The sequence below is a fragment of the Streptomyces sp. NPDC048211 genome (genome assembly GCF_043202315.1).
Taxonomy (GTDB): domain Bacteria; phylum Actinomycetota; class Actinomycetes; order Streptomycetales; family Streptomycetaceae; genus Streptomyces.
This window is the reverse complement of record NZ_JBIDAD010000003.1, coordinates 227,187-250,228: the sequence shown is the minus strand read 5'-3', so window position 1 is coordinate 250,228 and position 23,042 is coordinate 227,187. Positions and strand designations below refer to the sequence as shown.

General features: G+C 69.4%; 19 protein-coding genes. 8 read left to right on the top strand and 11 right to left on the bottom strand.

Translation table 11 applies throughout. The annotated features are described in order from the left end of the window. Window positions 1–77 precede the first annotated feature (77 nt). Window positions 78–1,916 carry a cellulase family glycosylhydrolase gene (locus tag ACGFZA_RS13895; RefSeq protein WP_385272154.1) on the bottom strand — a complete coding sequence of 613 codons (1,839 nt, stop codon included), beginning with the start codon at window positions 1,914–1,916 and terminating at the stop codon, window positions 78–80. A 725-nt stretch (window positions 1,917–2,641) separates the two neighbouring features. Between ACGFZA_RS13895 and ACGFZA_RS13890 the strand changes: the two genes are divergently transcribed. The 4 genes from ACGFZA_RS13890 to ACGFZA_RS13875 all read left to right on the top strand — a co-directional run bounded on the left by ACGFZA_RS13890 (window position 2,642) and on the right by ACGFZA_RS13875 (window position 7,182). Continuing rightward, window positions 2,642–4,465, top strand: a complete 1,824-nt coding sequence (locus ACGFZA_RS13890; protein ID WP_393679041.1) for an NAD-binding lipoprotein — start codon at window positions 2,642–2,644, stop codon at window positions 4,463–4,465. Window positions 4,466–4,801: 336 nt separating this feature from the next. Further along, window positions 4,802–5,482 (top strand): vWA domain-containing protein, encoded by a 681-nt coding sequence (locus ACGFZA_RS13885; protein ID WP_385272655.1) that lies wholly within the window; start codon window positions 4,802–4,804, stop codon window positions 5,480–5,482. Window positions 5,483–5,684: 202 nt separating this feature from the next. Beyond that, on the top strand, window positions 5,685–6,665 hold the full coding sequence (locus tag ACGFZA_RS13880) for a sigma-70 family RNA polymerase sigma factor (protein WP_393679040.1): 981 nt from the start codon (window positions 5,685–5,687) through the stop codon (window positions 6,663–6,665). Between the two features lie 106 nt (window positions 6,666–6,771). Then, window positions 6,772–7,182: an SgcJ/EcaC family oxidoreductase gene (locus ACGFZA_RS13875; protein WP_385272162.1), complete on the top strand. Its 411-nt coding sequence runs from the start codon at window positions 6,772–6,774 to the stop codon at window positions 7,180–7,182. Window positions 7,183–7,497: 315 nt separating this feature from the next. Here the strand turns inward: ACGFZA_RS13875 and ACGFZA_RS13870 are convergent, their stop codons facing one another. Then, the gene (locus ACGFZA_RS13870; protein ID WP_393679039.1) at window positions 7,498–11,406 is read right to left on the bottom strand and encodes a glycoside hydrolase family 2 TIM barrel-domain containing protein; all 3,909 of its coding nucleotides are present in this window, start codon (window positions 11,404–11,406) and stop codon (window positions 7,498–7,500) included. Between the two features lie 541 nt (window positions 11,407–11,947). On the opposite strand from ACGFZA_RS13870, the gene ACGFZA_RS13865 reads away from it, so the two are divergent. Continuing rightward, on the top strand, window positions 11,948–12,481 hold the full coding sequence (locus tag ACGFZA_RS13865) for a LysR family substrate-binding domain-containing protein (protein ID WP_393679687.1): 534 nt from the start codon (window positions 11,948–11,950) through the stop codon (window positions 12,479–12,481). A 36-nt stretch (window positions 12,482–12,517) separates the two neighbouring features. On the opposite strand, the gene ACGFZA_RS13860 is transcribed toward ACGFZA_RS13865, so the two are convergent. The 6 genes from ACGFZA_RS13860 to ACGFZA_RS13835 all read right to left on the bottom strand — a co-directional run bounded on the left by ACGFZA_RS13860 (window position 12,518) and on the right by ACGFZA_RS13835 (window position 15,934). Further along, window positions 12,518–13,399 carry an NmrA family NAD(P)-binding protein gene (locus tag ACGFZA_RS13860; protein ID WP_393679038.1) on the bottom strand — a complete coding sequence of 294 codons (882 nt, stop codon included), beginning with the start codon at window positions 13,397–13,399 and terminating at the stop codon, window positions 12,518–12,520. 108 nt (window positions 13,400–13,507) lie between these two features. Then, window positions 13,508–13,645 carry a hypothetical protein gene (locus ACGFZA_RS13855; protein WP_393679037.1) on the bottom strand — a complete coding sequence of 46 codons (138 nt, stop codon included), beginning with the start codon at window positions 13,643–13,645 and terminating at the stop codon, window positions 13,508–13,510. Window positions 13,646–13,808: 163 nt separating this feature from the next. Next, window positions 13,809–14,129: a hypothetical protein gene (locus ACGFZA_RS13850; RefSeq protein WP_385272174.1), complete on the bottom strand. Its 321-nt coding sequence runs from the start codon at window positions 14,127–14,129 to the stop codon at window positions 13,809–13,811. 54 nt (window positions 14,130–14,183) lie between these two features. After that, complete coding sequence (locus ACGFZA_RS13845) at window positions 14,184–14,837, bottom strand: hypothetical protein (RefSeq protein WP_385272177.1); 654 nt, start codon at window positions 14,835–14,837, stop codon at window positions 14,184–14,186. Between the two features lie 72 nt (window positions 14,838–14,909). Next, on the bottom strand, window positions 14,910–15,071 hold the full coding sequence (locus ACGFZA_RS13840; RefSeq protein WP_385272180.1) for a hypothetical protein: 162 nt from the start codon (window positions 15,069–15,071) through the stop codon (window positions 14,910–14,912). Window positions 15,072–15,298: 227 nt separating this feature from the next. After that, the gene (locus tag ACGFZA_RS13835) at window positions 15,299–15,934 is read right to left on the bottom strand and encodes a sugar O-acetyltransferase (protein WP_385272183.1); all 636 of its coding nucleotides are present in this window, start codon (window positions 15,932–15,934) and stop codon (window positions 15,299–15,301) included. A 1,006-nt stretch (window positions 15,935–16,940) separates the two neighbouring features. On the opposite strand from ACGFZA_RS13835, the gene ACGFZA_RS13830 reads away from it, so the two are divergent. Further along, a complete protein-coding gene (locus ACGFZA_RS13830; protein WP_385272186.1) occupies window positions 16,941–17,612 on the top strand; it encodes an enoyl-CoA hydratase-related protein in 672 nt (223 codons plus the stop codon). Window positions 17,613–17,811: 199 nt separating this feature from the next. On the opposite strand, the gene ACGFZA_RS13825 is transcribed toward ACGFZA_RS13830, so the two are convergent. Together ACGFZA_RS13825 and ACGFZA_RS13820 are read right to left on the bottom strand one after the other, a co-directional pair. Next, complete coding sequence (locus ACGFZA_RS13825; RefSeq protein WP_385272189.1) at window positions 17,812–18,324, bottom strand: tetratricopeptide repeat protein; 513 nt, start codon at window positions 18,322–18,324, stop codon at window positions 17,812–17,814. 362 nt (window positions 18,325–18,686) lie between these two features. Continuing rightward, window positions 18,687–19,172 (bottom strand): potassium channel family protein, encoded by a 486-nt coding sequence (locus tag ACGFZA_RS13820; protein WP_393679036.1) that lies wholly within the window; start codon window positions 19,170–19,172, stop codon window positions 18,687–18,689. Window positions 19,173–19,656: 484 nt separating this feature from the next. Between ACGFZA_RS13820 and ACGFZA_RS13815 the strand changes: the two genes are divergently transcribed. After that, a complete protein-coding gene (locus ACGFZA_RS13815) occupies window positions 19,657–21,027 on the top strand; it encodes a DEAD/DEAH box helicase (RefSeq protein ID WP_393679035.1) in 1,371 nt (456 codons plus the stop codon). Window positions 21,028–21,303: 276 nt separating this feature from the next. Here the strand turns inward: ACGFZA_RS13815 and ACGFZA_RS13810 are convergent, their stop codons facing one another. Beyond that, entirely contained in the window at window positions 21,304–21,684 is a 381-nt protein-coding gene (locus tag ACGFZA_RS13810) for an FKBP-type peptidyl-prolyl cis-trans isomerase (RefSeq protein WP_385272198.1), read from the bottom strand. 736 nt (window positions 21,685–22,420) lie between these two features. Here ACGFZA_RS13810 and ACGFZA_RS13805 point away from each other — a divergent pair. Beyond that, window positions 22,421–22,639: an MbtH family protein gene (locus ACGFZA_RS13805; protein ID WP_385272201.1), complete on the top strand. Its 219-nt coding sequence runs from the start codon at window positions 22,421–22,423 to the stop codon at window positions 22,637–22,639. The last annotated feature ends 403 nt before the right edge of the window (window positions 22,640–23,042 follow it).

Sequence of the window (23,042 nt, the reverse complement as noted above, 5' to 3'; positions counted from 1 at the left end):
TGCAGAAGTTGAACGACCGGCACGGCACCCCGCCCCGGCGGAAGTGTTTCCGGCCGGGGCGGACGTGTCCTGCCGCGTCAGGAGGTGGTGCAGCTGACGGTCGGAACGCCGCCTGCGCCAGGCGTTCCCTGGAAGCCGAAACTCGTGTGCGCACCGGGCGCCAGGCTGCCGTTGTAGGGAGAGCTCGTGACGCCGACCGTGGATCCGGTCTGCGTGTAGACCGCGTTCCACATGTTCGTGACCTTCTGGCTTCCCGACCAGGTCCAGCTCACCTTCCATGCGGCGGCGCTCGTGGTGCCCGTGTTGGTCACGGTCACGTCCACGCCGAAACCGTTCCCCCAGTCGCCGTTGACGGTGTACGAGGCCGTGCATCCGCCGGTGCCGCCGGAGGTGCCGGACGTGGTGGCCGTCACCGGGGCGGACGCGGCGGAGGTGTTGCCCGCCGCGTCGCGTGCCCGGACGGAGTACACGTACGAGGTCCCGGCCGTCAGACCGGAGTCCGTGTAACCGGTTCCGGTGGCCGTGCCGACCTTGGTGGAACCGCGGTAGACGTCGTAACCCGTGACCCCGGTGTCGTCGGACGACGCCGTCCACGACAGCGAGACCGACGCGCTGGTGGTTCCGGTGACGGTGAGGCCGGCCGGAACCGAAGGGGCCTGGGTCTCGCCGCCGTCACCTCCGCCTCCGCCTCCGAATCCGGGGGCCTTGATACTCGCCAGGTAGCCGTCCTTCACGGTGTCGACGGTGGTCCAGTCATCCTTGAGGATGCCTCCCGTGTCACCGGAGTTGGGGTTCCAGGACCAGAAGGTCCACGAGAAGCTGTCGCCGCCGTACTGGCTTGTCGGCCGGAGGTAGTCGGCCAGTGCCTTCAGCCACTTCTGGTCGGTGGCGGACTGGAGCGTGGTGCCGAACTCGCCCACCCATACCGGCGCGATGTTCTGCTTGAAGATGTAGCCCCAGTACTTGTCCCAGACGCCGGGCATGTTGGCCGGGAAGGCCGCGTCGCCGAACCAGGGCTGCTGGGCGACACTGGTCGCGTAGTCGTGCGCCGAGTAGACGACGCGGTTCGCCACACTCAGCTCGACCGGGTACTGGCCGACACCCATGAGGTTCCCGCCCCACCAGCCGGACACCCCGTTGAAGGTCTGAACGCCCTCGACGAACACCAGCAGAGCGGGGTTGACGGACAGTACGGCGTTGCCGCCGCGCTGTGCTGCCAGCCGCCAGTCCTTCGTGGTGTCGCCGCAGCCCCAGCAGGCGGGGTCGTGCGGTTCGTTGTGCAAGTCGATGCCGATCACCGCGTCGTCGCCGGCGTAGCGGCCGGCCAGCGCCTTGAGGTTGGCCAGCCAGGTGGACTCCGGGACGGACGCGGTGTACCAGAGCGGCGACTGGCCGGCGGCGTCGGGCCGGTGCCGGTCGAGGATGACCTTCATGCCGATGCTGCCCGCGTGCTCCACGATCCGGTCCATCACCCCCAGCGAGTCGAGGCCCTGCAGGTCGCTGTTCATGCCCGCGGAGTAGTTGATGCTCGTGGGTGCCGTGCCGGTGAAGATGTCGTCGCTGTAAGGCAGCCGGATGGTGTTGTAGCCCAGCGACTGCATCTGGTCGATCATGCTCTTGTAGTCGCGGGACCACAGGCCGTGGGGCACGTAGTTGGACGTCTCGAAGCCGAACCAGTTGATCCCGGCGATACGGACCGGGTGGTTGGCGGAGTCCAGGATCTGACGACCGCTGGTGTGCCAGTACCCGGCACCCGGCGCGGCGGCGGCAGCGGTGGCCACCTGGGAACCCGCGAGAGGGAGGAGGAGAGCGGCCGCCGTGACGGTGACCGTTCTGACTGCTCGTCGGAGAAGGCGGAGAGGGTGGAGCACGGTGCTGGTTCCTCTCTCGTCGGCAAGGCCCGGCGACGTGATCATGGGAGCGCTCCCATTCTGTCGCGTACCGTGCCGCTGATGGCATGGGGGATGGTGGTGGCGCGAGCGATCGCCGGTCCCGGCCCCGGGGTGGACTCTCGTTCCTCCGGGGGCGGGAGCCGATGGCTTGCGGCCCGGCGCCATAAAAGCGATAGAGCAATGGGCATGTCAATGGGGTGTGCAGAGTTCATCACTTGAAGGCGTGTCGCCCGCCCGGGCGCCGGCCCCGGCGGCGGTGCGGTCCGGTGGCCGAGCGGGGTGATCAAGAGCCCCCGCCCGCGGCCGCCCGCGTCGCACGAAACGTCTTGGCTGCCGAGGAGTTGCTCGGGCCGCGCTCGGGGGAGCCGTGATGCGTTCCCGGAGCCCCTTCCGTCCTGCAAGGGGTTGGTCGCCCGTGCCGGTTCAGCGGCCTTTGCCGGGCGTGGCCCGGACACGGTCGGTCGCCGGGCCCCGGTCGGCCCCCAGCCGTTTCCCCGGTTCTGATCCCTATCGGATGAACGCCGCCGGATACCCGTGCGGCGGAGGAAGTGATTCCCCACGCTGCTGCTGTGTACAGGATGATCAAGAGTCGGGGCGGCCGCCGGAGCGCGGACGGCGCCCGCGTGGGGAAGCAGAGACAGCCACGGAGCGCACCGGCCCGAGCACCTCGCCCGGAGCAGGGGACACCGCCACGTTCTCCGAGGTACGCGCGCGCCCGGTACTGGTTCGACAACACGCTGGCGAAGGGGGTGACCGTTCTCATCGGCTGGCTCGCCGCCGCCTGCCTGGCTGTTGTCGTTCCGGTGAGCGCGCTGCTGGTGTGGACGGACGACCGGGCCCCGGGCACGGCACAGGCGAAGACGGCGGCCGTGTGGCGGAGCGTCGGGCAGACTCTCAGGCTGGGAGGAGAGGTCGGTTCACCGCTGCGGGTCGCCCTGTCGGTCCTGCTGGCGTTGATGGCACTCTTCTACGTCTCCACCCTCGTCGGTCTCATCACCACAGCGATCACCGAGGAGCTCATCGCCCTGCGACGCGGCCACTCCACGGTGCTGGAGAGCGGTCACACCGTCGTGCTCGGCTGGTCGGACCAGATCTTCACCGTGGTGACCGAACTCGTCGCAGCCAACGCCAACCAGCGCCGAGGCGCCGTCGCGATCCTGGCGGACCGGGACGTGACCGAGATGGAGGAGGAACTGCGCGGCGAGGTGGGGGACACCGGCCGGACGAGGATCGTCTGCCGCAACGGACGGCCCACCGACCCGGCCGCCCTCGTACGAGTCAGCCCGGCCACGGCGGACGTCGTCCTCATCCTGCCGCGTGACCACCCGGACGAGGACGCGGAGATCGTCAAGAACCTGTTGGCCTTGCGGACCGCAGTCGACGACAGCCGGGTGCGGACCGTGGCGGTGGTGCGGGACACCCGGTACCGTCTCGCCGCCGAACTCGCGGCCGGTCCCGGCGCGGTCGTGCTCGAGATCGACGACATCACCGCCCGGCTGGTGGCCCAGTGCGCCAGGCAGCCCGGCCTGTCGCTCGTCTACCAGGAGTTGCTCGACTTCGCCGGTGACGAGTTCTACGTCGTCGACGCACCGGGTCAGACCGGCCGTGTCTTTGCCGAAGTACTGCGGGCATGCCCCACGTCCAGTGTGGTCGGGGTCGTACGAAGGGACGGGGCTCTCCACCTGAACCCGCCGCCCACCTCCGTCCTGCGCCCGGGCGACCGGCTCGTGGTGATCGCCCAGGACGACGACACGACGGTCACCACCGATGAACCCGCCCCGTTCGACGAGTCGGTGATGGCGGACCGTCCACCGGCCGCAGTGCGCCCCGAACGGGTGCTTCTCCTGGGCTGGAACCGCCGCGCCCGGCACATCCTGCGTCACCTCTCCGGCCATGTCGCGGCAGGCTCCGTCGTCCACGTCGTGGCCCACGGCGGGGAGGGCCTGGCCGCGGAGGTACGGGAGGCCGCCGCGTCGGCCGTTCCCGCGCTGACCGTCACCTTCGGTCCGGGCGATCCGACCCTTCCGGGGACCGTCAACGGCGTGGACCTCATCGATTACGACGGTGTCATCGTCCTCGGCCCCGATCACGGGCCCGCCTCCGCCTCACCGGACGACCGGACGCTGGTGACGCTGCTGCTCCTGCGTGACCATGAGCGCACGTCGGGGGTCCCGGTCCGGGTGGTCACCGAGATGACCGACGACCGCAACCGGGTTCTCGCCCCCGCCGGCGTCGGTGCCGACTTCATCGTCAGTGGCAAGCTGGTCGGGCTCCTGACGGCTCAGATCTCCCAGAACCGGCATCTCGCCGAGCTGTTCGGGGAACTACTGGCTCCGCGGGGCAACGCCATCCACCTCAAGCCCGCCGGCGACTACGTCCGTCCAGGAGAGCAGGCATCCTTCGCCACGGTCGTGGAGGCGGCCTCGCGCCGCGGGGAGTGCGCCATCGGATACCGCAGCCGCGGCCGTGCCCGGGTGGGGATCGACCACGAGGTGCGCCTCAACCCCGCCAAGGCCGCGGTCCGGTACTGGAGCGCGGACGACGAGGTGATCGTGATGGCCGGGCACTCGTGACGGCGAGCCACCGGCCGGAAGTCGCGCCCTCCTCCCTCGACTTCACGGCCTTCGCCTTCCCCGGGGCAGGGCCTTCGGACTGCCGAGCGGACCCGTAGCCGCCGGGGCCATGGCGGTGAACCACCGGCCGGGCGCCGCCGGGCCGTGTCATCCTGGCCGACGGATACGGACCGCACATGCGAGGCGGTGCCGGGCCGGCCGATGCCGGTCGAGCGGTGCGACCGTGGCCGCTGGTCCGGCAGAGCAGTGGGGAGAACGGGATTGAGCAGGACGAGCTCGCAGCCGGAGTCCGGCTCCGCCATCAGCCTGGCCAAGGTCGAGGCGACGGCTCCCGGCATGGTCAGCCTCTACAGGAGCGCGGCGGTGAGTCTGCGGAAAAGTACGCTGGAGGGGGTGCGGGCCGCGGTGTACCTGGTGCTGGACCGCTCGGGTTCCATGCGCCCGTACTACCGCGACGGGACCGTACAGCACCTGGCCGAGCAGGTCCTGGCACTGTCCGCGCACCTGGATGACGACGGTGTCGTCCCGGTGGTGTTCTTCTCGACCGACGTGGACGGCGTCAGTGACGTGAGCCTGTGCCGGTACGAGGGCAGGATCGAGAAACTCCACCAGAACCTCGGCCACATGGGACGTACGAACTACCACTGGGCGATGGACGAAGTCATCGACCACTACCAGGCGTCCGGCAGCGGTGATCCGGCGTTGGTGATCTTCCAGACCGACGGTGGGCCGACGAGCCGGTTCGCCGCTGAACGCTATGTCTGCAAGGCGGCGAAGCTCCCGCTCTTCTGGCAGTTCGTGGGGTTCGGCAACCCCGACGACAACGAGTTCGCTTTCCTGCACCGACTTGATGATCTCGCAGTTCCCGCGAAGCGTGCGGTGGACAACGCCGGGTTCTTCCACGCGGGGCGCGACCCGCGCTCCCATTCCGACACCGACCTGTACGACCGGTTGCTGGGTGAGTTCCCCCGCTGGCTGGCCAACGCTCGCACCGCCGGGATTCTGCACCGGAAGTGAGTGCCCATGGCGCGGGGAAGCGTGACGGGTCACTCCGGACCCCGGTCGGTGCTCCGTGCAGGGCGTCCATGGCGCGCCGGCGGGCAAGGAGCGTCCCGACGGCCGGCCGGCCCGTACGGGGCGCCGTCATCCTGGCCGGCCCACACGGGATGCCGTATTCCCGCGGGTATCGTGCAGTCGACAGCAGCGGCGAGGGGGGCGCGTGACGGTTCAGGCAGAAGACTTCGATCGCCTGATCGGGCCTTTCCGTTCGGAGTTGCTGGCGCACTGCTACCGGATGCTCGGCTCCGCCCACGACGCCGAGGACCTGGTCCAGGACACGTACCTGAGAGCGTGGCGGGCGCGGGAGCAGTACGACCCGACGCGCAGTTCGGTGCGCACCTGGCTCTACCGGATCGCGACGAACGTCTGCCTGACCGCCTTGAAGGCCCGTGGCAGCCGCCCGTTGCCGTCGGGCCTGGTGGCAGCGTCGGAGCCGCTCGCGCGGCTCGTGCCGGGAGAGGGCCGCGGCTGGCTCCAGCCGCTGCCGGACTCCATGGTGGACGTGGGCGATCCGGCCGGGGCCGTGATCGAGCGCAGCAGCCTGCGCCTGGCCTTCGCCGCCGCACTTCAGCACCTCTCGGCGCGACAGCGCGGTGCGCTGGTCCTGCGTGACGTACTCGGCTTCTCCGCCTCCGAGTCAGCGCACATCCTGGGTACCACCGTCATATCGGTGAACAGCTCCCTGCAACGGGCACGTGCCCGGGTGAAGCAGGCCGGGGTGCGACAGGACCTGCTCGGCGAGCCGTCGACGGCCGAACAGCGCGCCTGGGTCGATCGCTACATGAAGGCGTTCGAGCGCGCCGACGTGGAGGGCCTCAAGAGGCTGCTCACCGAGGACGTGATCATGGAGATGCCGCCGATGCTCAACTGGTTCACCGGACCGGGCAACTACGGCCTGTTCATGGACTGGGTCTTCGAGGCGGCTGGAACGGAATGGTCGCTGGAGCCGGTCGCGGCCAACGGCCAGCCAGGATTTGCCGCCTATCGGCGCGTCGCCGACGGGTACGAGCTGCATACGCTCCAGATCTTCACCGTCACCGCCGCGGGCATCAGCCGGAATTCGGTGTTCCAGGGTTCCGAGGTCTTCGCGTCCTTCGGGCTGGCGGCCCGGCTCGACGCTCAGGGACTCGCGACGACCTGACCCCCGCCCGGATTTTCTGCGCGGGCGCGATGAGTCCGGGCCCTGCCGTCGGTATGTAGTGACGAGTTCGCCGGAAGACCGGTGAGCCGATCACAAGGGAGAACCGATGTCCGACAGCCGCGCAGAAGACAAGGCCGCCATCCAGGCCGTCCTGGACGACTCCTACCGCGCGTGGGAGGAGGGCGACGCCGAGCGCATGGTCGCCGACTACACCGCGGACGCGACCGCCATCATGACCGGCTCGCTCCGCGACGGCCGCGAAGTGATCCGCGAGAGTATGGACCGGGGCTTCGCCGGGCCGCTCAAGGGCACCTCGACCCGCAACCGGCACATCGGCCTCCGCTTCGTCGGCAGGGACGCCGCGATCGTCGTCAGCGAATCCGGCATCCTGTTCCCCGGCCGGACCGAGGTCCCGGAGGCCGGCAGGGTGAACGCGACCTGGGTTTTCGAGAAGCGGGACGGCCGGTGGCTCATTGCCGCCTATCACAACAGCCCGGTGCTGGCGCCCGGCCAGTGAACACTTCCCCACCCCCGGCCCCGGTGCGTGCGGCGTGCCGGGGCATGAGCTCCCTGACACGAACCCCGTGGTCGGAGTGGCGTCATGCGCGGTGGTGCACGGAGTCCTGGCGACCCGCGGCAACGCAGCAATGACGACCGCACCGGCCGCCGGCCGCCCGCTTGTACGCCGAGGCGTACAAGCGGGCAGGACCCGGTCGAGCGCTGTGGGAACGGGCACAAGCAGCAGCGCGGCCCGGCCGTGCGAACCGACGAGCAGGCCCACCTCCACCGGGCCGCAGTCACCTCGCCGCCATCCCTGGGTCAGGAGGCGGCTTCAGCCCAGCGTCGTCGGCCGACGTGACAGGGCCGTCGCGTGCTGCACGTCGTTGAGCGGACGCAGCCGGTAGGTGTACGTGTAGTCCCGGTCAGCCGGCAACTTGTACGCGTCGTGTGTCTGCGCCCCCCAGCTGTTGTCGCCCCCGACACCCATCTGCCGGTGGTTGACCCGCAGGATCACCTCATCACGGGGCGTGAGCTGGTAGTCGTGGCGGACACCCACGGACAGGTCTTCCGGTGTGAAGTGCGAGGCGTTGACTTCCAGGAGCCCGTCGCCGCTGACGAGCAGGCCGCGACCGTGCCGGTCGGTGAGCGCCGCCCAGCGCACGTCGGTCTTGTTCCCGTTCTCCTGCGGGCGCAGGTACGGGGACCACTGCTCGGTGACGGTTCCGGACCAACGCCCCACATCCGTACCGTCCTTGCGGTCCCAGTGATTCTCCTCGGGGCCGCGACCGTAGTAATGGAACCGCTCCAGAGCTGCCGGCAGGTGCAGGATCGTGCCGATCTCGGGGATGTACGGAAGGGACGGCGCGCCCGGGGTGAGCGTGTTGTCGACCCTGATCTCGCCGTTGCCGAAGACGGTGAAGGTCGTGCCGTACGCCGAGGCGGTGCTCGTGGGGAGGGTGCCCTTGACCGTGATCTCGACAGTGTGCGCGTCGAGACCGCGCACCGTCACGTCGGTGACCGTGCGCCGTGCGCCCGCGTCCCGCCAGGTCTGGTTGCGGGTGTGCTGGCCGTTCCCGCGGTCGTTGTCGGTCGGGGCGCGCCAGAAATTGGGGACCGGGCCGGAATCGAGGAGCTTCGTCCCGGCTGCCTCGTACGAGGTGATGAGCCCCGTCGACCTGTCGATGACGACCTCGAAGTCGTGCCCGGTGACGACGACGTCGGCGTCACCGCTCCGGTACGACAGCTTCGGCACCTGGGTGGAGGCAACGGGCTCGATCGCGGGACTTTCCACGTCGAGGGGCAACTGCACCCGCGCCACCTCGAAGCCCGCCTCGGCCCATGGTGTGCGTTCCTTCGTCGTGAAGGACAGCTGGAGGAAGTACTCCGTCCCGGGCGCGGGGTTGCCGGGCAGGTCGACGGGGAGCGTGACGGTCTTGGTGTTCAGCGGCGCCACATCGAGCTGTTCGCGGCTGAACGTGCCGCGCCGGACCGTCTCGCCGTCGGCCACAAGTTCCCAACTGCCTTTGTAAAAACGCAGGTTGGTGAAGAGGTTGTCGTTCATGAGAGTGATCCGGCCGGGCGCCGACCCCTCCGCGAGGCTCGCGCGGATCGTCTGGTGGACGCGCTTGACCTGGGCCGCCTTGCCGGTGTGGCGGCGGTCGGGCAGGACGATGCCGTCGCCGGCGAACGCGCCGTCGTTGGGGTTGTCGCCCCAGTCGCCGCCATAGGCGTGGAAGGTCTTCGCGCGGGCCTTCTTCTGCTCGTACCGGGCTGTCCGCGCGTCGAACCAGAAGCGCACGCCGTCGTCGCCGGGACCACGGCCGTCGTCGGCGAGTTCGGCGGCCTTCAGGGCGCGTGCGTACACCCGGGCCCGGCGGATCGTACCGCTGAACTCCCGTGTCGGGTTCTCCACTTCACCGGCGAGGGAGAGCGATGCGGTGGAACTGCTGGGCCCCGAGGCGGCCGTGCTCCTCGTGGCCTTCGCGTCGCCGTCCACGTACAGGGTCAGCGTTCCGGCGTCCGCGTCGAAGACGCCCGCGACGTGATGCTCCTTGCCCGTCCAGCCGTCGTCGGGGGTCGTCCAGGAGACCGCGATCCACTGCCCGTTCGCATAGATGTAGAACTCCAGCCCCTTGTCGGCCTGCTTCAGGGCGTACTGGGTGTCGCCCTTCGCCACGATCGGCTGGTGGAAGCCACGGACGTGCGGCGTCATCCAGGCTTCGAGCGTGAGCGAGCCGGTCAGGTCGAGCCGGTCGTCCCGCGCGAAGACCGTCGCGCCGCTCACACCCAGCTCGTGGCCGAACGAGCCCGAGGGATTGATCACCTCGCCCTTCAGCCCGGCGGGCCCGGTCTCCGTGAGCAGTTTGCGCGTCGGTGTCGGCCAGCTGAGTGCCTGGTCGACGAAGTCCCAGATCCAGCCGCCCTGCAGGACGTCGTAGCGGCGGACGGTGTCCCAGTACTCCTTGAAGTTGCCCGTGGAATTGCCCATCGAGTGGGCGTACTCGATCATCACGTAGGGCCGGGTGTCGGAGGTGTCCGTCGCCCGGCCCTCGATGCGGCTCGGCGACTCGTACATCCTGGAGCGGATGTCGCTGGTGGCGGGTCCGTCGTCGCCCTCGTACTGGATGACGCGAGTCGGGTCGTACGAGCGGATCCAGTCGTGCATGGCGCGGAAGGACGAACCGGACCCGGCCTCGTTGCCCAGTGACCAGATGACGACGCAGGCATGGTTCTTGTCGCGGTGGACCATGTTCTGCGCGCGGTCCACGCAGGCCGGCGTCCAGTCCGCACGGCTGGCCGGGTACTGGTCGCGGACACCGTGCGTCTCCAGATTGGTCTCGCCGACGAGATAGAGACCGTATTCGTCGGCGAGCTCCAGCCAGAGCGGGTTGTTGGGATAGTGCGAGGTGCGGACCGAGTTGATGTTGAGCCGCTTGATGAGCGTGACGTCGTCGACCAGATCGGCACGGCTGAGAGCCGAACCACGTTCCGGGTGCATCTCGTGACGGTTGGTGCCGCGGAAGGTGACGGGCTGTCCGTTGATCCGCATCAGACCGTCCTTGAGTGCGAACTCGCGCAGACCGACCCGGTGCGAGAGCGTCTCCACGACCTTGCCGGAGGGGTCGCGGAGCTGGAGGACGGCGGTGTACAGGTACGGATCCTCGGCGGACCACAGGCGCGGTGAGGGGACGGCCTTGGTGCCGTTGACGGTCACCTCGCCGCCGGTCGGTGCCGCGCGCTGGGCGAGCGGCCGTGCCCATACCGCGTGACCGTCGGCGTCGTACAGCTGCGTCTCGACCGTGTGGGCGGCGCCGCCGCCGTCGCCCGCGTAGTCCTTGACCTGCGCGGTGACGGACAGCTCGGCGGTGGTGAACCCGTTCCCGAGCGGGGTGTCGAGCTTGAAGTCCCGGATATGCACGCCGGGTGTCGAGTACAGGTACACGGACCGGAAGATGCCGCTCAGCCGGATCATGTCCTGGTCCTGGAGCCAGTCGCCGTCGGAGTAGCGGTAGACCTCGACGGCGATGTGGTTGGTGCCGTCCTTCAGGTACGGGGTGATGTCGTACTCGGCGGGGGTGTACGAGTCCTCGTGGTAGCCGGCCAAGTGGCCGTTGATCCATACGTAGTGGGCGGACTTGACGCCCTCGAAGTGCAGGAACGTACGCCGGTCGGCCCAGCCGCCGGGCACGGTGAAGGTGCGTCGGTATTGGCCCACGGGGTTGTACAGCGTCGGCGCGGCGGGCGGCTGGGCGTCCTCGCCGAGTCCGTTGGGCCCCCACCACGGGTAGGTGATGTTGACGTAGACCGGATAGTCGTGGCCGTGCAGCTGCCAGGCCGAGGGGACGGGCGTGGTCTCCCAGCCGGAGTCGTCGAGATCCGTGCGGTAGAAGTCCTGCTTCTTGTCGGCGGGACGGTCCACGTAGGCGAACTTCCAGGTGCCGTCGAGACTCTGGCGCCACGGGGACGTGGTGCGGTCGGCGGCGAGAGCCTGCTTGAGGTTCGCGTACGGCATGAGAGTGGAATGCGGGGGTTCGGTGCCGAGCCGGAAGACGTCGATGCGCCCGTTCCATTCGTCGCCGTCGGCCGGGACGTCGCGTACGGCACCGGCGGCGAAGGCGCGGGCGCCCGGCAGCGCACCGGACAGGGCGAGTCCGCCCAGCACGGCAGCGCCTGTTTCGAGGAGACGGCGGCGGCTCACGTAGCCAAGGTGGGAGTGGGGGGTCGGGTTCGAGTGTGGCATGACGGGGGGCCTTCCTCGGGTTCCGATGTGTGCAACTGGTGTGGTGCATAACACCTGTTGAGACGCACCCACCCTAGAAAGGGAACACAACCACCACAATGACAACGTCAGATTTTGTTGTTTTCTGACGGATGGGCGCCCTGCGTCGAACCGGGCCACCTGGCACCGCCGCGACCGCTCCGGCCACGGTGGCAGCAAGGACTCGCTCGTCGCCCGCAACGCGTCGTCCATGATCCACGGTGGGGTTCCACGCCATGCGAATGGCCGAATCGGCACCTGGCACCGGCCTGCGCCCAAGCTGTGCAGGGCGGAGCGGCGTCTGGGTCCAGGTGCCGGCCGACAGGCCGGCGGCGCCGGACACGGCCCCGGCGGTCAGCTCCCGGTTGCGGATCGTGCGGGCGACCAGCGGTCCGGGCGGCGGCCCGTTCCGCGTTCCCCGTCCTCCGTTCCGCGTTCCCCGTCCTCCGTTCCGGGTTCCGCGTCCTCCGTTCCGGGTTCGCGGGGTCGGGTCGTACGGTCACGTGGTGGTCTGCCGGGCGTGATGACCACCACGCCGCAACTGGCCGCCCTGCGCGAAAGGGCGATCGACATCGGCCTGTTGCGAGAGCCGCCTGCCCATGACGCGGAGCTCCGGTTCGAGACCGTGCTGACCGAACCCTTCGTGGCTGTCCTGCCTGCTTCGCACCCTCTCGCGGCACAACGAGTTGTCCGGGTGGAGCAGTTGGCGGACTGCCCCTTCGTGCTCCTGCCTCGTGCCGTCGGCCCGCCGCTGTACGACCAGATCAGCGAACTGTGCATCGCTGCGGGTTTCGTCCCCCAAGTGACCCAGCACGCTGTGGAATGGCAGACCGTCTGCGCCTTGGTGGGAACTGGTCTCGGCGTGTCGCTGGCCCCGGAGAGCATCCGCCGGATCCGTCTCGAAGGCGTTGCCTTCCGCAGGATCGAGCCCGACACCGTGCGGACACGAGTCGCCGTGGCGTGGCGCAAGACCGATCCGAACCCTCTGGTCCCAGGCATCTTGGCGGCTCTCGGCCAAGATGCGCCGGACAGGCCCTGCAGCGTGTCCGACCATTGACCGAAGCACTCGGCGGCCTGCGCCACGAAGGATGGTTCAGGTGGCTGGTGTCGGTTCCGTCGGCGTCGACCAGTGTGCGCCGACCCAGTCCTGCAGCGTGGCCAGGGGGGTCCGCGCCGCGCGCAGTGCGGGGACGTCCGCGCGGAACCCGATCGTGTTGAACCAGTCGAACATCGCGGCCATCTCCTCGCTGTGAGCGCGGATGTGCTCGATCGGCTGGGGTACGAAGCGCACCGGGAGGCCGGCGGCGTGGGCGAAGACCTCGGCGATCTGCGGACCGGTGAGTTCGTCCCCGGCTATCTCGATGGTTCGGCCCAGGTGGTCGGCCGGGGCGTCGAAAGCGTCGGCCGCCAGGGTCCCGATGTCGTCCGGGGTGATCATCTGCAGTCGGGTCTGCGGGGCGAGCGCCATGGTGAACACGAGCTCTCCGTCGACCCACTGCGGGCCGAGGCGCTCGAAGTTGGTGATGAAGAACGTCGGCCGCAGGATCGTCGCGGGCAGCCCGAGAGCCTCGATGTGCTGTTCGACCTCGCCCTTGGTGGCGAAGTGCCGCACCTGGCCGGGCCGATCGGCGCCGTCGACGGAACTGTAGACGAAGTGTGCGACACCGGCGCGAGCCGCCGCCTGCGCTACCGCCTTGCCCTGGCGTACTTCGCCGACGAATCCGTCCGGGCCGGTGAAGGTCTGCACACTGAACACGCCGTAAGCCCCGGCCAGGGCCGCGTCCAGCGAGGCGTCGTCGTCCAGGTCGCCGCGTGCCAGCACCGCCCCGGCCTCCTTCAACGCCAGCGCCTGCGGCTTGTCCGGGTCACGTACCAGGGCCCGCACCTCCCAGCCGCGGGATAGCAGCGCGCGAGCGGTGGCGCCCCCCTGCCGCCTGGTCGCCCCGGTGACCACAACGACGCGGTTCTCGCGCATCAAAGTCTCCTCAACAGCGCAGTGCGGGACGGTTGTTGGTGGCCATCCCTCGATGAGGAACAGCCTGTAACCTCAATGGCACTTGAGGTTTAGCATTCGTGATCGACATCACAACTGGCTGATCGTGACTTGTCCGTCATCCGTGCCGCGTTCCAGCGCTCCGCCCTCGCCGTCACCGGGGTCCTGCCGGAGGCCGACCATCGCACCCTGCCCCTGCCCGGACTCAACCATGGCGGGCGTCGTCATGGCCCGGGGGGAATCGCCCCGTAGATCGCTGAGTTCATCAAGGTATGAGCTTGTCGTACGAGCCGTTCGGCGGCGCTTGGTACCTCTCCTGGTAGTCGGAGTGGAGCGACCCAGCTCCAGCTGACCGCCGGAACCCGGCCGGACACCACTCAGGGGACAGCCCTTAGCCGTTCTCCCGGCCCGGCAGAGGCGCACCGTCCAAGAAGGCGCCATAGGCATCGGCGGCGTCCGGCTCGATCTCGGGGTCCGAGGGGGCGTAGCGAGTATCGGCACGGTTCCGCTTCGGGCCGGAGACCCAGTACTCCTCGCCGGTCTCGATGTCATAGAAGTTCGCATCGAACATTCCGCCTGCACGGCGCAGCGTTCGCCCGTGGAAGTACACGGTCCCCCACGTCTTTGAAAAGTCCACCCACCCGATCCATGAGGGCCCGCGGTCGGTGTCGTAACCCGTCTTCAGCTGAACAAACATGATCCGTCGAGGCATGCGCTCAGGGTCCCAGGTTCGCCCCGGGACCTCACCTGCATTTTCGCACCACCCTCAGCCCGCAGGCCAATGCGGGTTCGGTGTGCCGTCATCGCTCATGTGCGCTCGCTGCCAGATGCGGTTCCAGCTGAACTGGATCTCCGGCATGTGCCGGTGCCACTGCCCGCACGGACAGCGCGCCGACACCCACGCGCACGCACGGCACAGCTCGATCCAGCCGTGCCCGGTCGAAGTCAGCTTCCGCGGTCCTTCATCCCCGCAAGCCGGGCAGCCGGGCGGCTCGGCGCCGTCCAGAATCGCGTTCTGCCGCCGGACGTACTCAGGCAGTCGCAGCGACGGATGGCGGGACGGGTCCAGGTGCCAGGCGCGATCCGGGCCGTCCCACGTGTTCCGCAGCCACCACGGTCGCGGGTTCGGAACAGCCCGCCTTCCGGCTCGTTTGTCCGCCCGGCGTTGCGCGGCGTACTGCTCCGCCCGTGCGAGCCACAGCACTCGTGCCTCTTGCAGTTCCTCCACCGCCCGCACGAGCGCGTCCGGGTCCGCCTCCAGGCGCCGGGGGATCGCGGCGCTGAGCGTGAGGTGGTGGTACGTCGCCCGGAAGCCGTACGGAGCGAACTGAGTGGTGCAGGTCCGCAGCGCGTTGTGCCGGCTGTGCAGGGGGAGGCGGGCGTCGTGCACGCGCTCTCGGTGGGTCAGGAAGCTGGTCATGGTGTGGGTGTCAGGTCCAGTGCTCGGGCCAGGGCGGCCTTGATGGCGGCAGCGTGTGCCGGCAGATGCTGTTCAGCCCGGGTTCCGGCAAGGCTGAAGAGGGTCCTGCATGTCTTGGTGGGCGCCGGCGACGAGCCTGCGTACATGGTCTACCGACAGGTCGGCCACCGGACCGTCGTCCGTTCCGTGGGCGTCGAGCGTCAGCCGGACCATGTCGCCGACGCGTTCGGCCATCGAGGACGGATCGTGAGCGAAGGAGGACCCTACTGGTGCCGTCGCGCACTTCAAGTCGGTCCCGCCGGATCTCCAGGACGTGGTGGCGGCCGGGATCGACGTAGACAGTGCCGGTGGCGTTCTTGACAGGCGGTCGCTCGTTGCGCCGAGCATCCGTGTGGTCCTCGACGGAATGCCGTCCAGGCAGGCATCCGCAGCTCAGCGCGCGTCTCACGCGTATGGCCGCATCACTCGCCAGTGAGTGGGCGTGCCGGGCGGCCCTCGTGTCCGGCCGAACGTGTGGTGAGGTCCTCGTCCGTGATCTCGCGGACCACCCGGCACGGTGCGCCGATCGCCACCGTCATCGGGGGAATGCTGCGACTGACGACGCTTCCCGCGCCGATGACCGATCCGTATCCGATACGGACGCCGGGCAGGACGACCACGTTGCTGCCGATCCACACCTTGTCCTCGATCACGATCGGCTCGGAGAAGCGTCCGAAGTCGGCCCGGCGCGCAGGATGCACGGGATGTCCCGTCGTGGTCAGCGTCACGCTGGGGGCGATCATGACATCGTTGCCTATACGGATCTCCACGTCATCGACGAACGTCAGGTTCACGTTGCCGAAGAAGTCGTCACCGATGTGGACGTTGCTGCCGAACCCGGCGTGGAACGGCGGCAACAGCACCGTACGTTCGCCGAGCGAGCCGCAGATCTCGACGAGGAGCGCACGCCGCCTCTTCGCTTCGCTCGGAGGAGTCCGGTTGTACTCGAAGATCTCCTCCGTACGCCGCAGAGAATCCTGAAAGGCGGCTTCCGACTCGGTGTAGACGAGCCCCTTCGCGATCTTGGCAAGGACTTCTTCGTTGCGTACGTCCGTCACGGCGGGACACTTCCTTGTCTGATTCTCGGGCACAGGGCTGAGGTGCCCCTGATCGACTGCGCCCAGAGCCTAAGGGGAGTGCGCGGTTCGCCGACACTGTTTACCCGGTCACGGCGATGCGGCCTCGCTTCACAACAGACAGCCTGTGTACGTCACTTACGAAGGGGCGGCCGCCAAGGCGGTGCCGACGGGCGGGGCGCCGGGGACGGGACCGGCGCCCCGAAGCCACGTCAGCGGCGGGCGGACTCGCGCGGGAGGGCTTCGCGCCGCGCGCAGTCCGTTCTGCCGCCTGGCGCTGCGGCGCTGGGTGCCGCGGATGGAGAGACGGGGCGGGAACGGCATCGAGCGGACCCCCGCTCGGTAGGGAGCCGCGGATGCGGATGCGGAGGTTCGGATCTGCGGGTTGCGGCGGCTCGGTCGCCGATGTGGTGACCTGGGCAGCTCGGGAGCGCGCCCGATCATGCTCGCCCCAGGAGTCCGGGAGTGTCAGCGTGGGGCCTCGGCATCCCTGCCGGGTGAGACGCCGGGACGGGATCTGGCCGGTGGGCGGCCGCGTCACCCCTGCGAGCCCGCCGGAGGATGAGTGGTTCGCAGCCGGCAGCGAATCATCACCTTGCCCCTCTTGAATGTTCTATGCCCGCCCCATAAGTTACTTGCAGGTAGCTCGCTTGTGGCGGGCCGTGCCGTCGTGGGGGAGGTGGGGGAGCGGGTGAGTCCGCGCCGGAGTGACAGCCGTGGCCAGATGATCCTCAGCCTCGCTGTGCTGTTGCGTCCGGCACGGCCTGGCCGAGGAGCGCGGCCGCCGGCTCGGCGCGTTCACCGTGCTGCGGCCAGAGCGCGGTGATCGTGTGCCGGGCCGAGCAGAACACCGCTCCGATCGAGGCGGCATCGGCCGAGACCCACGACCTTCTCCTCCACGCCCTGCGCGGCCGACCCGGAGCCGAGCCCCGGCCCCGGTCGTAGTCCGCAGCCTTTCACCCAGTCAGTACAGCTCGAAGGAGTCGCCATGGTCTCGCTCGACCGTCAGGACAACGTGTTCGTCCTCGACCTCGGAGACGGAGAGAACCGCTTCCACCCCGACTGGCTCACCGCGGTCGGCGCCGCGCTCGATGAGGTGGAGAAGACCGAAGGCCCCCGCGCCCTGGTCACCGCAGCCACCGGCAAGTTCTACTCCAACGGGCTCGACCTGGACTGGCTGTTCGCCCACGCCGAACAGCACCGGGACTACGTCGTCTCCGTCCACGAGCTGTTCGCGCGGATGCTGTCGCTGCCGGTCATCACGGTGGCGGCTCTGCAGGGACACGCGTTCGCCGCCGGGGCGATGTTCTCCCTCGCCCACGACTTCCGCGTCATGCGTGCCGACCGTGGGTACTGGTGCCTGCCCGAGGCGGACATCAACATCCCCTTCACTCCCGGCATGGCCGCTCTCATCCAGTCCAGGCTGGCTCCGCAGACCGCGCACAAGGCCATGCTCACCGCCCACCGCTACGGCGGAGCCGACGCGGCGGCCGTCGGCATCGTCGACCAAGCGGTCGGTGAGGATGCCGTGCGCTCCACCGCGATCGAGATCGCCCAGGCGCAGCTGAACAGGGCCGGCGACACCCTCGGCACGATCAAGGCCCGGATGTATGCCCCGGCCCTGGCCACCCTGCGCGACACCACCAACCCCCTCGGCTGAGTACCGGCACCTTCCGGACCCCACCGCCTCGCGCCCTCGGGACATATGCGTTCCGGGGGCGCTGACCGCCCGCCTCGGCCGGATACCGCATGCGGAGACGGCCATGGCCATCGGCTGACGGGCACGCGCTGACGACGCACTCGTCCGCCTCTCCGGCGACCGGGCCGGGACGACCGCGAACCGGGCCGAAGGGGGCCTCCTACGCGGGACGGCCGTCGGCGAGCCACTGGGCCAGACCGTGGAGCCCGGCCGCCCACCGTCCGAGGTCGGTGACCTCCGCGTGCTCGGTGACGACGGTGAGCAACTCGGCCACCGCCTCGTCCGGCCGCTGGGCTTCGTTGAGGGTCAGGGCACGGAAGACGCGTACGGAGTCGGAGTCGGGGAATTCCCTGCGGGCGCGTTCGAGCACGGCCAGCGACTCGTCCAGCTCGCCCAGCCACCGCAGGGTGCTGGCGTACTGGCACAGGCACCGGCGCAGGACGTCGCCGCCGAGGCCGAGGGCGAGCGCCCGCTCGTAGTAGCCACGGGCGGTCTCCTCCTCGCCCGCGGTGTCGTATGCGCCACCGACCTCGTACACGAGGACCGGGTGGTCGGGGGATTCGGCGAGCAGCGACTGGAAGTAGGCGATGGTCGGCGCCATGTTCGCCCGGTCTCGCCGGTCGTAGCCCCGCTGGATCGCCTCGGCCAGTTCAGGCGTCACGTCCGTGGTCATTGCCGCAGCCCCCCATGCGTACGAACCTGAAGATCGACTGACTCTATCTCAGCCTCCTTGGCCGCAGGCGGTCCGGTGCGGCGTCAGTATCGACGCAGGCTCTGACAGCATCGACGGACGGACGGACGGGCGGCCGGACGGACAGATAGTCAGGCAGATCGGTAGATCGGCAGACCGGCCGACCGGCCGTGCAGACGGGGAGTTACGAGCCCCGGCCGGCGGAGCCCGGGCGATGACCGCCGTGCCGTCCGCGCCGAGCCGACCTTCCGGCGCACGGCTCGCCCAGAGCTTCGGCCTCGTGCGGGAGCGGGTCCGCAGGCCCGTCGTCGCCCACCTCCGAGGCGAGCGCGGCGACGGTCCCGTCAATGCTCGCCGCGACGATCCAGCAACTGCTCGACGCGATCGAACCTCTGGTGAAGGATCCGCAACTCCGAGCTGACGGCATCCTCGCCCTCGTGGCTGTAGCGCCGGACGGCCGTGCCGACCTTGTGGGCCTCCTTCTGCGCACGGCCGACGAACCAGGTGGCGATGGCCGCGGTGATGATGCCGAAAGCGGTGATCCCGGCCAGCATCGTCACGGAGGCGATGACCCGGCCCCAGGCGGTCACCGGATACAGATCGCCGTACCCGACCGTCGTCGCCGTCTCGATGGACCACCAGATGGCCTTGGGGTACGAAGTGATGTTCGCACCCGTCGCGCCTCGCTCGGCGGGCACCACGAGCGCCGAGCCGGCCAGCAGAACAGCGGCGGTCGCCGACGTGACGCCCAGCGCAGCGCGGAAGTGCAAGGCGCGCCACCGCGGGTCACTCAGGAGGCGGGCGAGCAGTTGGAAGAACGATTGCTGCACGGGCAGATCCCCCGGGGCGACGTACAGGAAGGGTTCCAGCGACGCTACCCGCGCGATTGCGCGGTGGCGGCTCGACACACGCCGGGGAAGGGGTGAGGACCGCATCCGTGTCCGGCATCCGGCGTCTGCCGCCGAAGGCGGGCCGATGCACCTCCTACGCGTCTCGCGGCATTCGCCCAACCGTGCGCGGCCTACCCGTGGGTGGCGGCGATCCCGGTCCGCGCCGGCGTCACCGGAGCCCGGACCGGGTCCACATGCCCAGTCGACGGGTCCTCGCCTCCGTTCCGGCTCCGGCCCCGGCCCCGGTCCCTCGCCCGGGATCGGAGTGCCGGCAGGCGGTCGCACGGAGCAGGCGGGCCGACGGCCGGAATGGGCCGGGGTGCCCGCTGGTAAACTGGGAACACGATTCAGAACCGTTGGGGCCCGTACCGAGGGGTACGGGCCCCGGCGCGTTCCGGGCGCCAGACGGAGAGAGGTTCCCCCCATGAACGCCAAGCCGCCGGCTCAGACGGGCGAACTCGTGACGCCGCAGACGGCTGCCTCCGGTCTGCCGCCCGCCGAGTCCTTCGACGCACTCGGGCTGCCGCGGAAACTGACGGCGACGATGACCGGCCTCGGCGTGACGGAGCCCTTCCCGATCCAGGCGGCGACCCTGCCCAACGCGCTGGCCGGCCGTGATGTCCTCGGCCGCGCGCGGACCGGCTCCGGCAAGACGCTTGCCTTCGGGCTCGCGCTGCTGGCGCGGACGGCAGGCATGCGAGCGGAGTCGAAGCGGCCGCTCGCCCTGGTCCTGGTGCCGACCCGGGAGCTCGCGCAGCAGGTGAGCGACGCCCTGGCGCCGTACGCGCAGGCGCTGGACCTGCGGCTGGCGACGGTGGTCGGCGGGCTGGCGATCAACCGGCAGGCGGCGCTGCTGCGGACCGGCGCCGAAGTCGTCGTCGCGACGCCGGGGCGGCTCGCCGATCTCGTATCGCGACGGTCCTGTGATCTGCAGCAGGTGCGGATCACGGTGCTCGACGAGGCGGACCAGATGTGCGACATGGGGTTCCTGCCGCAGGTCTCGGAAATCCTGGACCAGGTCCGCGCGGACGGACAGCGGTTGCTGTTCTCGGCCACGCTCGACCGCAATGTCGACCAGTTGGTGCAGAACTATCTGCACGAGCCGGTAGTCGCCTCGCTCGACCGCGTGGCGGGTTCGGTCACCACGATGGAACACCATGTGCTGAACGTCCACCCCGCCGACAAGTACGCGACCGCGACCGAGATCGCGGCGCGGGACGGCCGGGTCCTGATGTTCCTGGACACCAAGGCCGGCGTGGACCAGTTCACCCGGCACCTGCGGGCCAGCGGTGTACGGGCGGGCGCCCTGCACAGCGGGAAGTCGCAGCCGCAGCGCACGCACACGCTCGCGCAGTTCAAGGAGGGCGACATCACGGTGCTGGTCGCCACCAATGTCGCGGCGCGGGGCATTCACATCGAGGCGCTCGACCTCGTCGTCAACGTCGACCCCCCGGCCGACGCCAAGGACTACCTGCACCGTGGCGGGCGGACGGCCCGCGCGGGGGAGACCGGGAACGTGGTCACGCTGGTCACCCCGAACCAGCGCCGGGACGTCAACCGGATCATGACCGACGCCCGGATCCGGCCGACGGTCACCCAGGTCCGCTCCGGCGAGGAGAAGCTGACCGCCATCACCGGGGCGAAGCGCCCGCCCGTCGAAGGGAAGGGCGGCGGCAACGCCCCCTTCCGTGGCATGGGCACTCGTCCGGGCCGCCCCAAGGAGTCCCGCAAGACGGCCGACGCCCGCAAGGCGGCGGAAGCACGCGCGGCGGCCAGGGTGCGCAGGAGCCGCTGACCCGGAGCACCGCCCCCGACGCCTCAAGAGATCACCTGTCCGACGTGCCGTCGGGCGATGGCAGCGGGCCCCGAGCCCATGTGCTGCGGGAAACGGCGGCACCGGCCCGGTGGAAGCAGTCGCCGTGAGGTATATCCGTCGGCCCAGTGGGAGCCGTCGCAGCCGGTGGTCGGGTCGCTGAGGGGCGTGGCCCCGGTTCCCTCGAACCGGCGTGGGGTGCCGGGTGTTGCCTGCCCGGCCCTGCTTCCGGGCGGAGAGGCCGGGAAGCGGAAAGCCTCAGACCGCGACGGAGAGCAGGTCCACCACGAAGACGAGTGTCGAGCCCGCCGGGATCAACGGTGAGGGTGACTGCTTGCCGTAGCCGAGGCGCGGGGGAACGATGATCTCGCGCCGGCCGCCGACCCTCATCCCTCTGATCCCGCGGTCCCAGCCCTTGATGACCTTGCCCCCGCCCACAGCGAACTTGAACGTCCGGCCCCGGTCCCAGGAGGCGTCGAACTCCCTTCCGGACTCGAACGTGACCCCGACGTAGTGCACGTGGACCACCCTGCCCGGCTTCGCCTCGAGCCCGTCTCCGACGACGAGGTCGCGGATCGCCAGCTCGGTGGGAGCGTCACCCTCCGGAAGGTCGATCTCGGGCTTCGTCAGTTCACTCATCGCAGTCTCATTCACTCGCGGCAGGAAGCTGTCATCCAGACCAGCCGGGCGGATGGTCACTCCGGGCAGTAGATCATCCCGCTGCCGCACACGCTGATCTCCCGGGGCGCAGCAAGCCCGGCGGAGCACGATGCCCCGCGTGCCGGGACGTGCTGGCGCGTGCCCGGACGGCACACGTGGTGGACCGGCTGGCCACGTACCGATCCTCATGCGTCGGTGGCGCCGCGGACGTCGGTGGCGGACGGGATCCGGTCGGCGCTGCGGCGGGGCGCGTGACCGGCGCACGGGAGCGCGGCGCGATCTGCCCGTGACGGAGAGTCTGCGGGCGCACGCCGGCGGCTATCCGGATTTGCTCGGGTCGTTTTCAGTGATACGCGCACAATAAGGGCATGGGGTGGCTGGATATTTCCGTTGGGGGCGGGATGGCATATGTCCGGGGCGACCCGCTGCCCGGTCGGCTCCCTAAGGTGTGGGTAAGTAATGGGCTGGATTTGCGTCTTCGGCTGTTGAGGGTCATCTATGGTGATTGGCGTGAGCGGGTTAAGCCGGGAAACCTCGGCAGGCCCGTTGGCATGGCATCGGTATCTCAAGGCGAAACGTATTTCCGCCATGTGTGGCCGAGAGTGCACCGCGAGGGGTGGGCGACTCGGTGGTCTGGGTGTGGAGAATTGATCTCCGTACGCATGCTGCTGATGAACATGGCATGGAATGCATGAGAACAAGTCAGGGGGCGGTCGTGAGCAATCCTTTTGATGACGAGTCGGGGCGTTTCGTGACGCTGGTGAATGGTGAGGGTCAGTACTCGCTGTGGCCGGCGCACATTGCTGTCCCGGGCGGCTGGAATGTGGGCGGACCCGAGGGATCGCGCCAGGAGTGTCTGGATGCGATCGAGGCCGCATGGAAGGACATGCGCCCCACCAGCCTGGTGCGGGCGATGGAGGCCGGCACCGGATAGAGGTCTCCCGATCGTGGTGGCCGGCACCTGATAGGGGCCCCCTGATCGTCGAAGGTGTCGCCTGCCCCCGGTGGGGCGGCGGGTTCCGACGCTACTCCTGATCGAGTCTGCTCCCATTCGAGCAAACTCGATCAGGAGGTAGTGATAATCGGTCATTGCTCGCCCGTAAGTTCTCATACCTCTTTCCTGTGGCTGTCGCGAATCATCGGTGAACCGTTGTGTGGTTCGTCTCTGGTTCTCGAAGGCAGCGAAGTGCCTTGCCGGGTGCCTGAGTCGGCAAGGATCCCGGCGCTGCCCGATGCTCCGGGTGCCGTGATGTATCTCTGTGTTCTCACCGGCCCATTCGGTAATGGATGCAACACCGGCACGCCCGGCTTCGGCCTGCCTTCTTCGTCCCCGAAAA

Excerpts from the sequence above, each read along its gene's own strand:
- ACGFZA_RS13895 (WP_385272154.1), bottom strand. The coding sequence starts at position 1,916 with ATGATCACGTCGCCGGGCCTTGCCGACGAGAGAGGAACCAGCACCGTG.
- ACGFZA_RS13885 (WP_385272655.1), top strand. The coding sequence starts at position 4,802 with ATGGTCAGCCTCTACAGGAGCGCGGCGGTGAGTCTGCGGAAAAGTACG.
- ACGFZA_RS13875 (WP_385272162.1), top strand. The coding sequence starts at position 6,772 with ATGTCCGACAGCCGCGCAGAAGACAAGGCCGCCATCCAGGCCGTCCTG.
- ACGFZA_RS13870 (WP_393679039.1), bottom strand. The coding sequence starts at position 11,406 with ATGCCACACTCGAACCCGACCCCCCACTCCCACCTTGGCTACGTGAGC.
- ACGFZA_RS13865 (WP_393679687.1), top strand. The coding sequence starts at position 11,948 with ATGACCACCACGCCGCAACTGGCCGCCCTGCGCGAAAGGGCGATCGAC.
- ACGFZA_RS13860 (WP_393679038.1), bottom strand. The coding sequence starts at position 13,399 with ATGCGCGAGAACCGCGTCGTTGTGGTCACCGGGGCGACCAGGCGGCAG.
- ACGFZA_RS13855 (WP_393679037.1), bottom strand. The coding sequence starts at position 13,645 with ATGACGACGCCCGCCATGGTTGAGTCCGGGCAGGGGCAGGGTGCGATG.
- ACGFZA_RS13850 (WP_385272174.1), bottom strand. The coding sequence starts at position 14,129 with ATGCCTCGACGGATCATGTTTGTTCAGCTGAAGACGGGTTACGACACC.
- ACGFZA_RS13845 (WP_385272177.1), bottom strand. The coding sequence starts at position 14,837 with ATGACCAGCTTCCTGACCCACCGAGAGCGCGTGCACGACGCCCGCCTC.
- ACGFZA_RS13840 (WP_385272180.1), bottom strand. The coding sequence starts at position 15,071 with ATGGCCGAACGCGTCGGCGACATGGTCCGGCTGACGCTCGACGCCCAC.
- ACGFZA_RS13830 (WP_385272186.1), top strand. The coding sequence starts at position 16,941 with ATGGTCTCGCTCGACCGTCAGGACAACGTGTTCGTCCTCGACCTCGGA.
- ACGFZA_RS13825 (WP_385272189.1), bottom strand. The coding sequence starts at position 18,324 with ATGACCACGGACGTGACGCCTGAACTGGCCGAGGCGATCCAGCGGGGC.
- ACGFZA_RS13815 (WP_393679035.1), top strand. The coding sequence starts at position 19,657 with ATGAACGCCAAGCCGCCGGCTCAGACGGGCGAACTCGTGACGCCGCAG.
- ACGFZA_RS13810 (WP_385272198.1), bottom strand. The coding sequence starts at position 21,684 with ATGAGTGAACTGACGAAGCCCGAGATCGACCTTCCGGAGGGTGACGCT.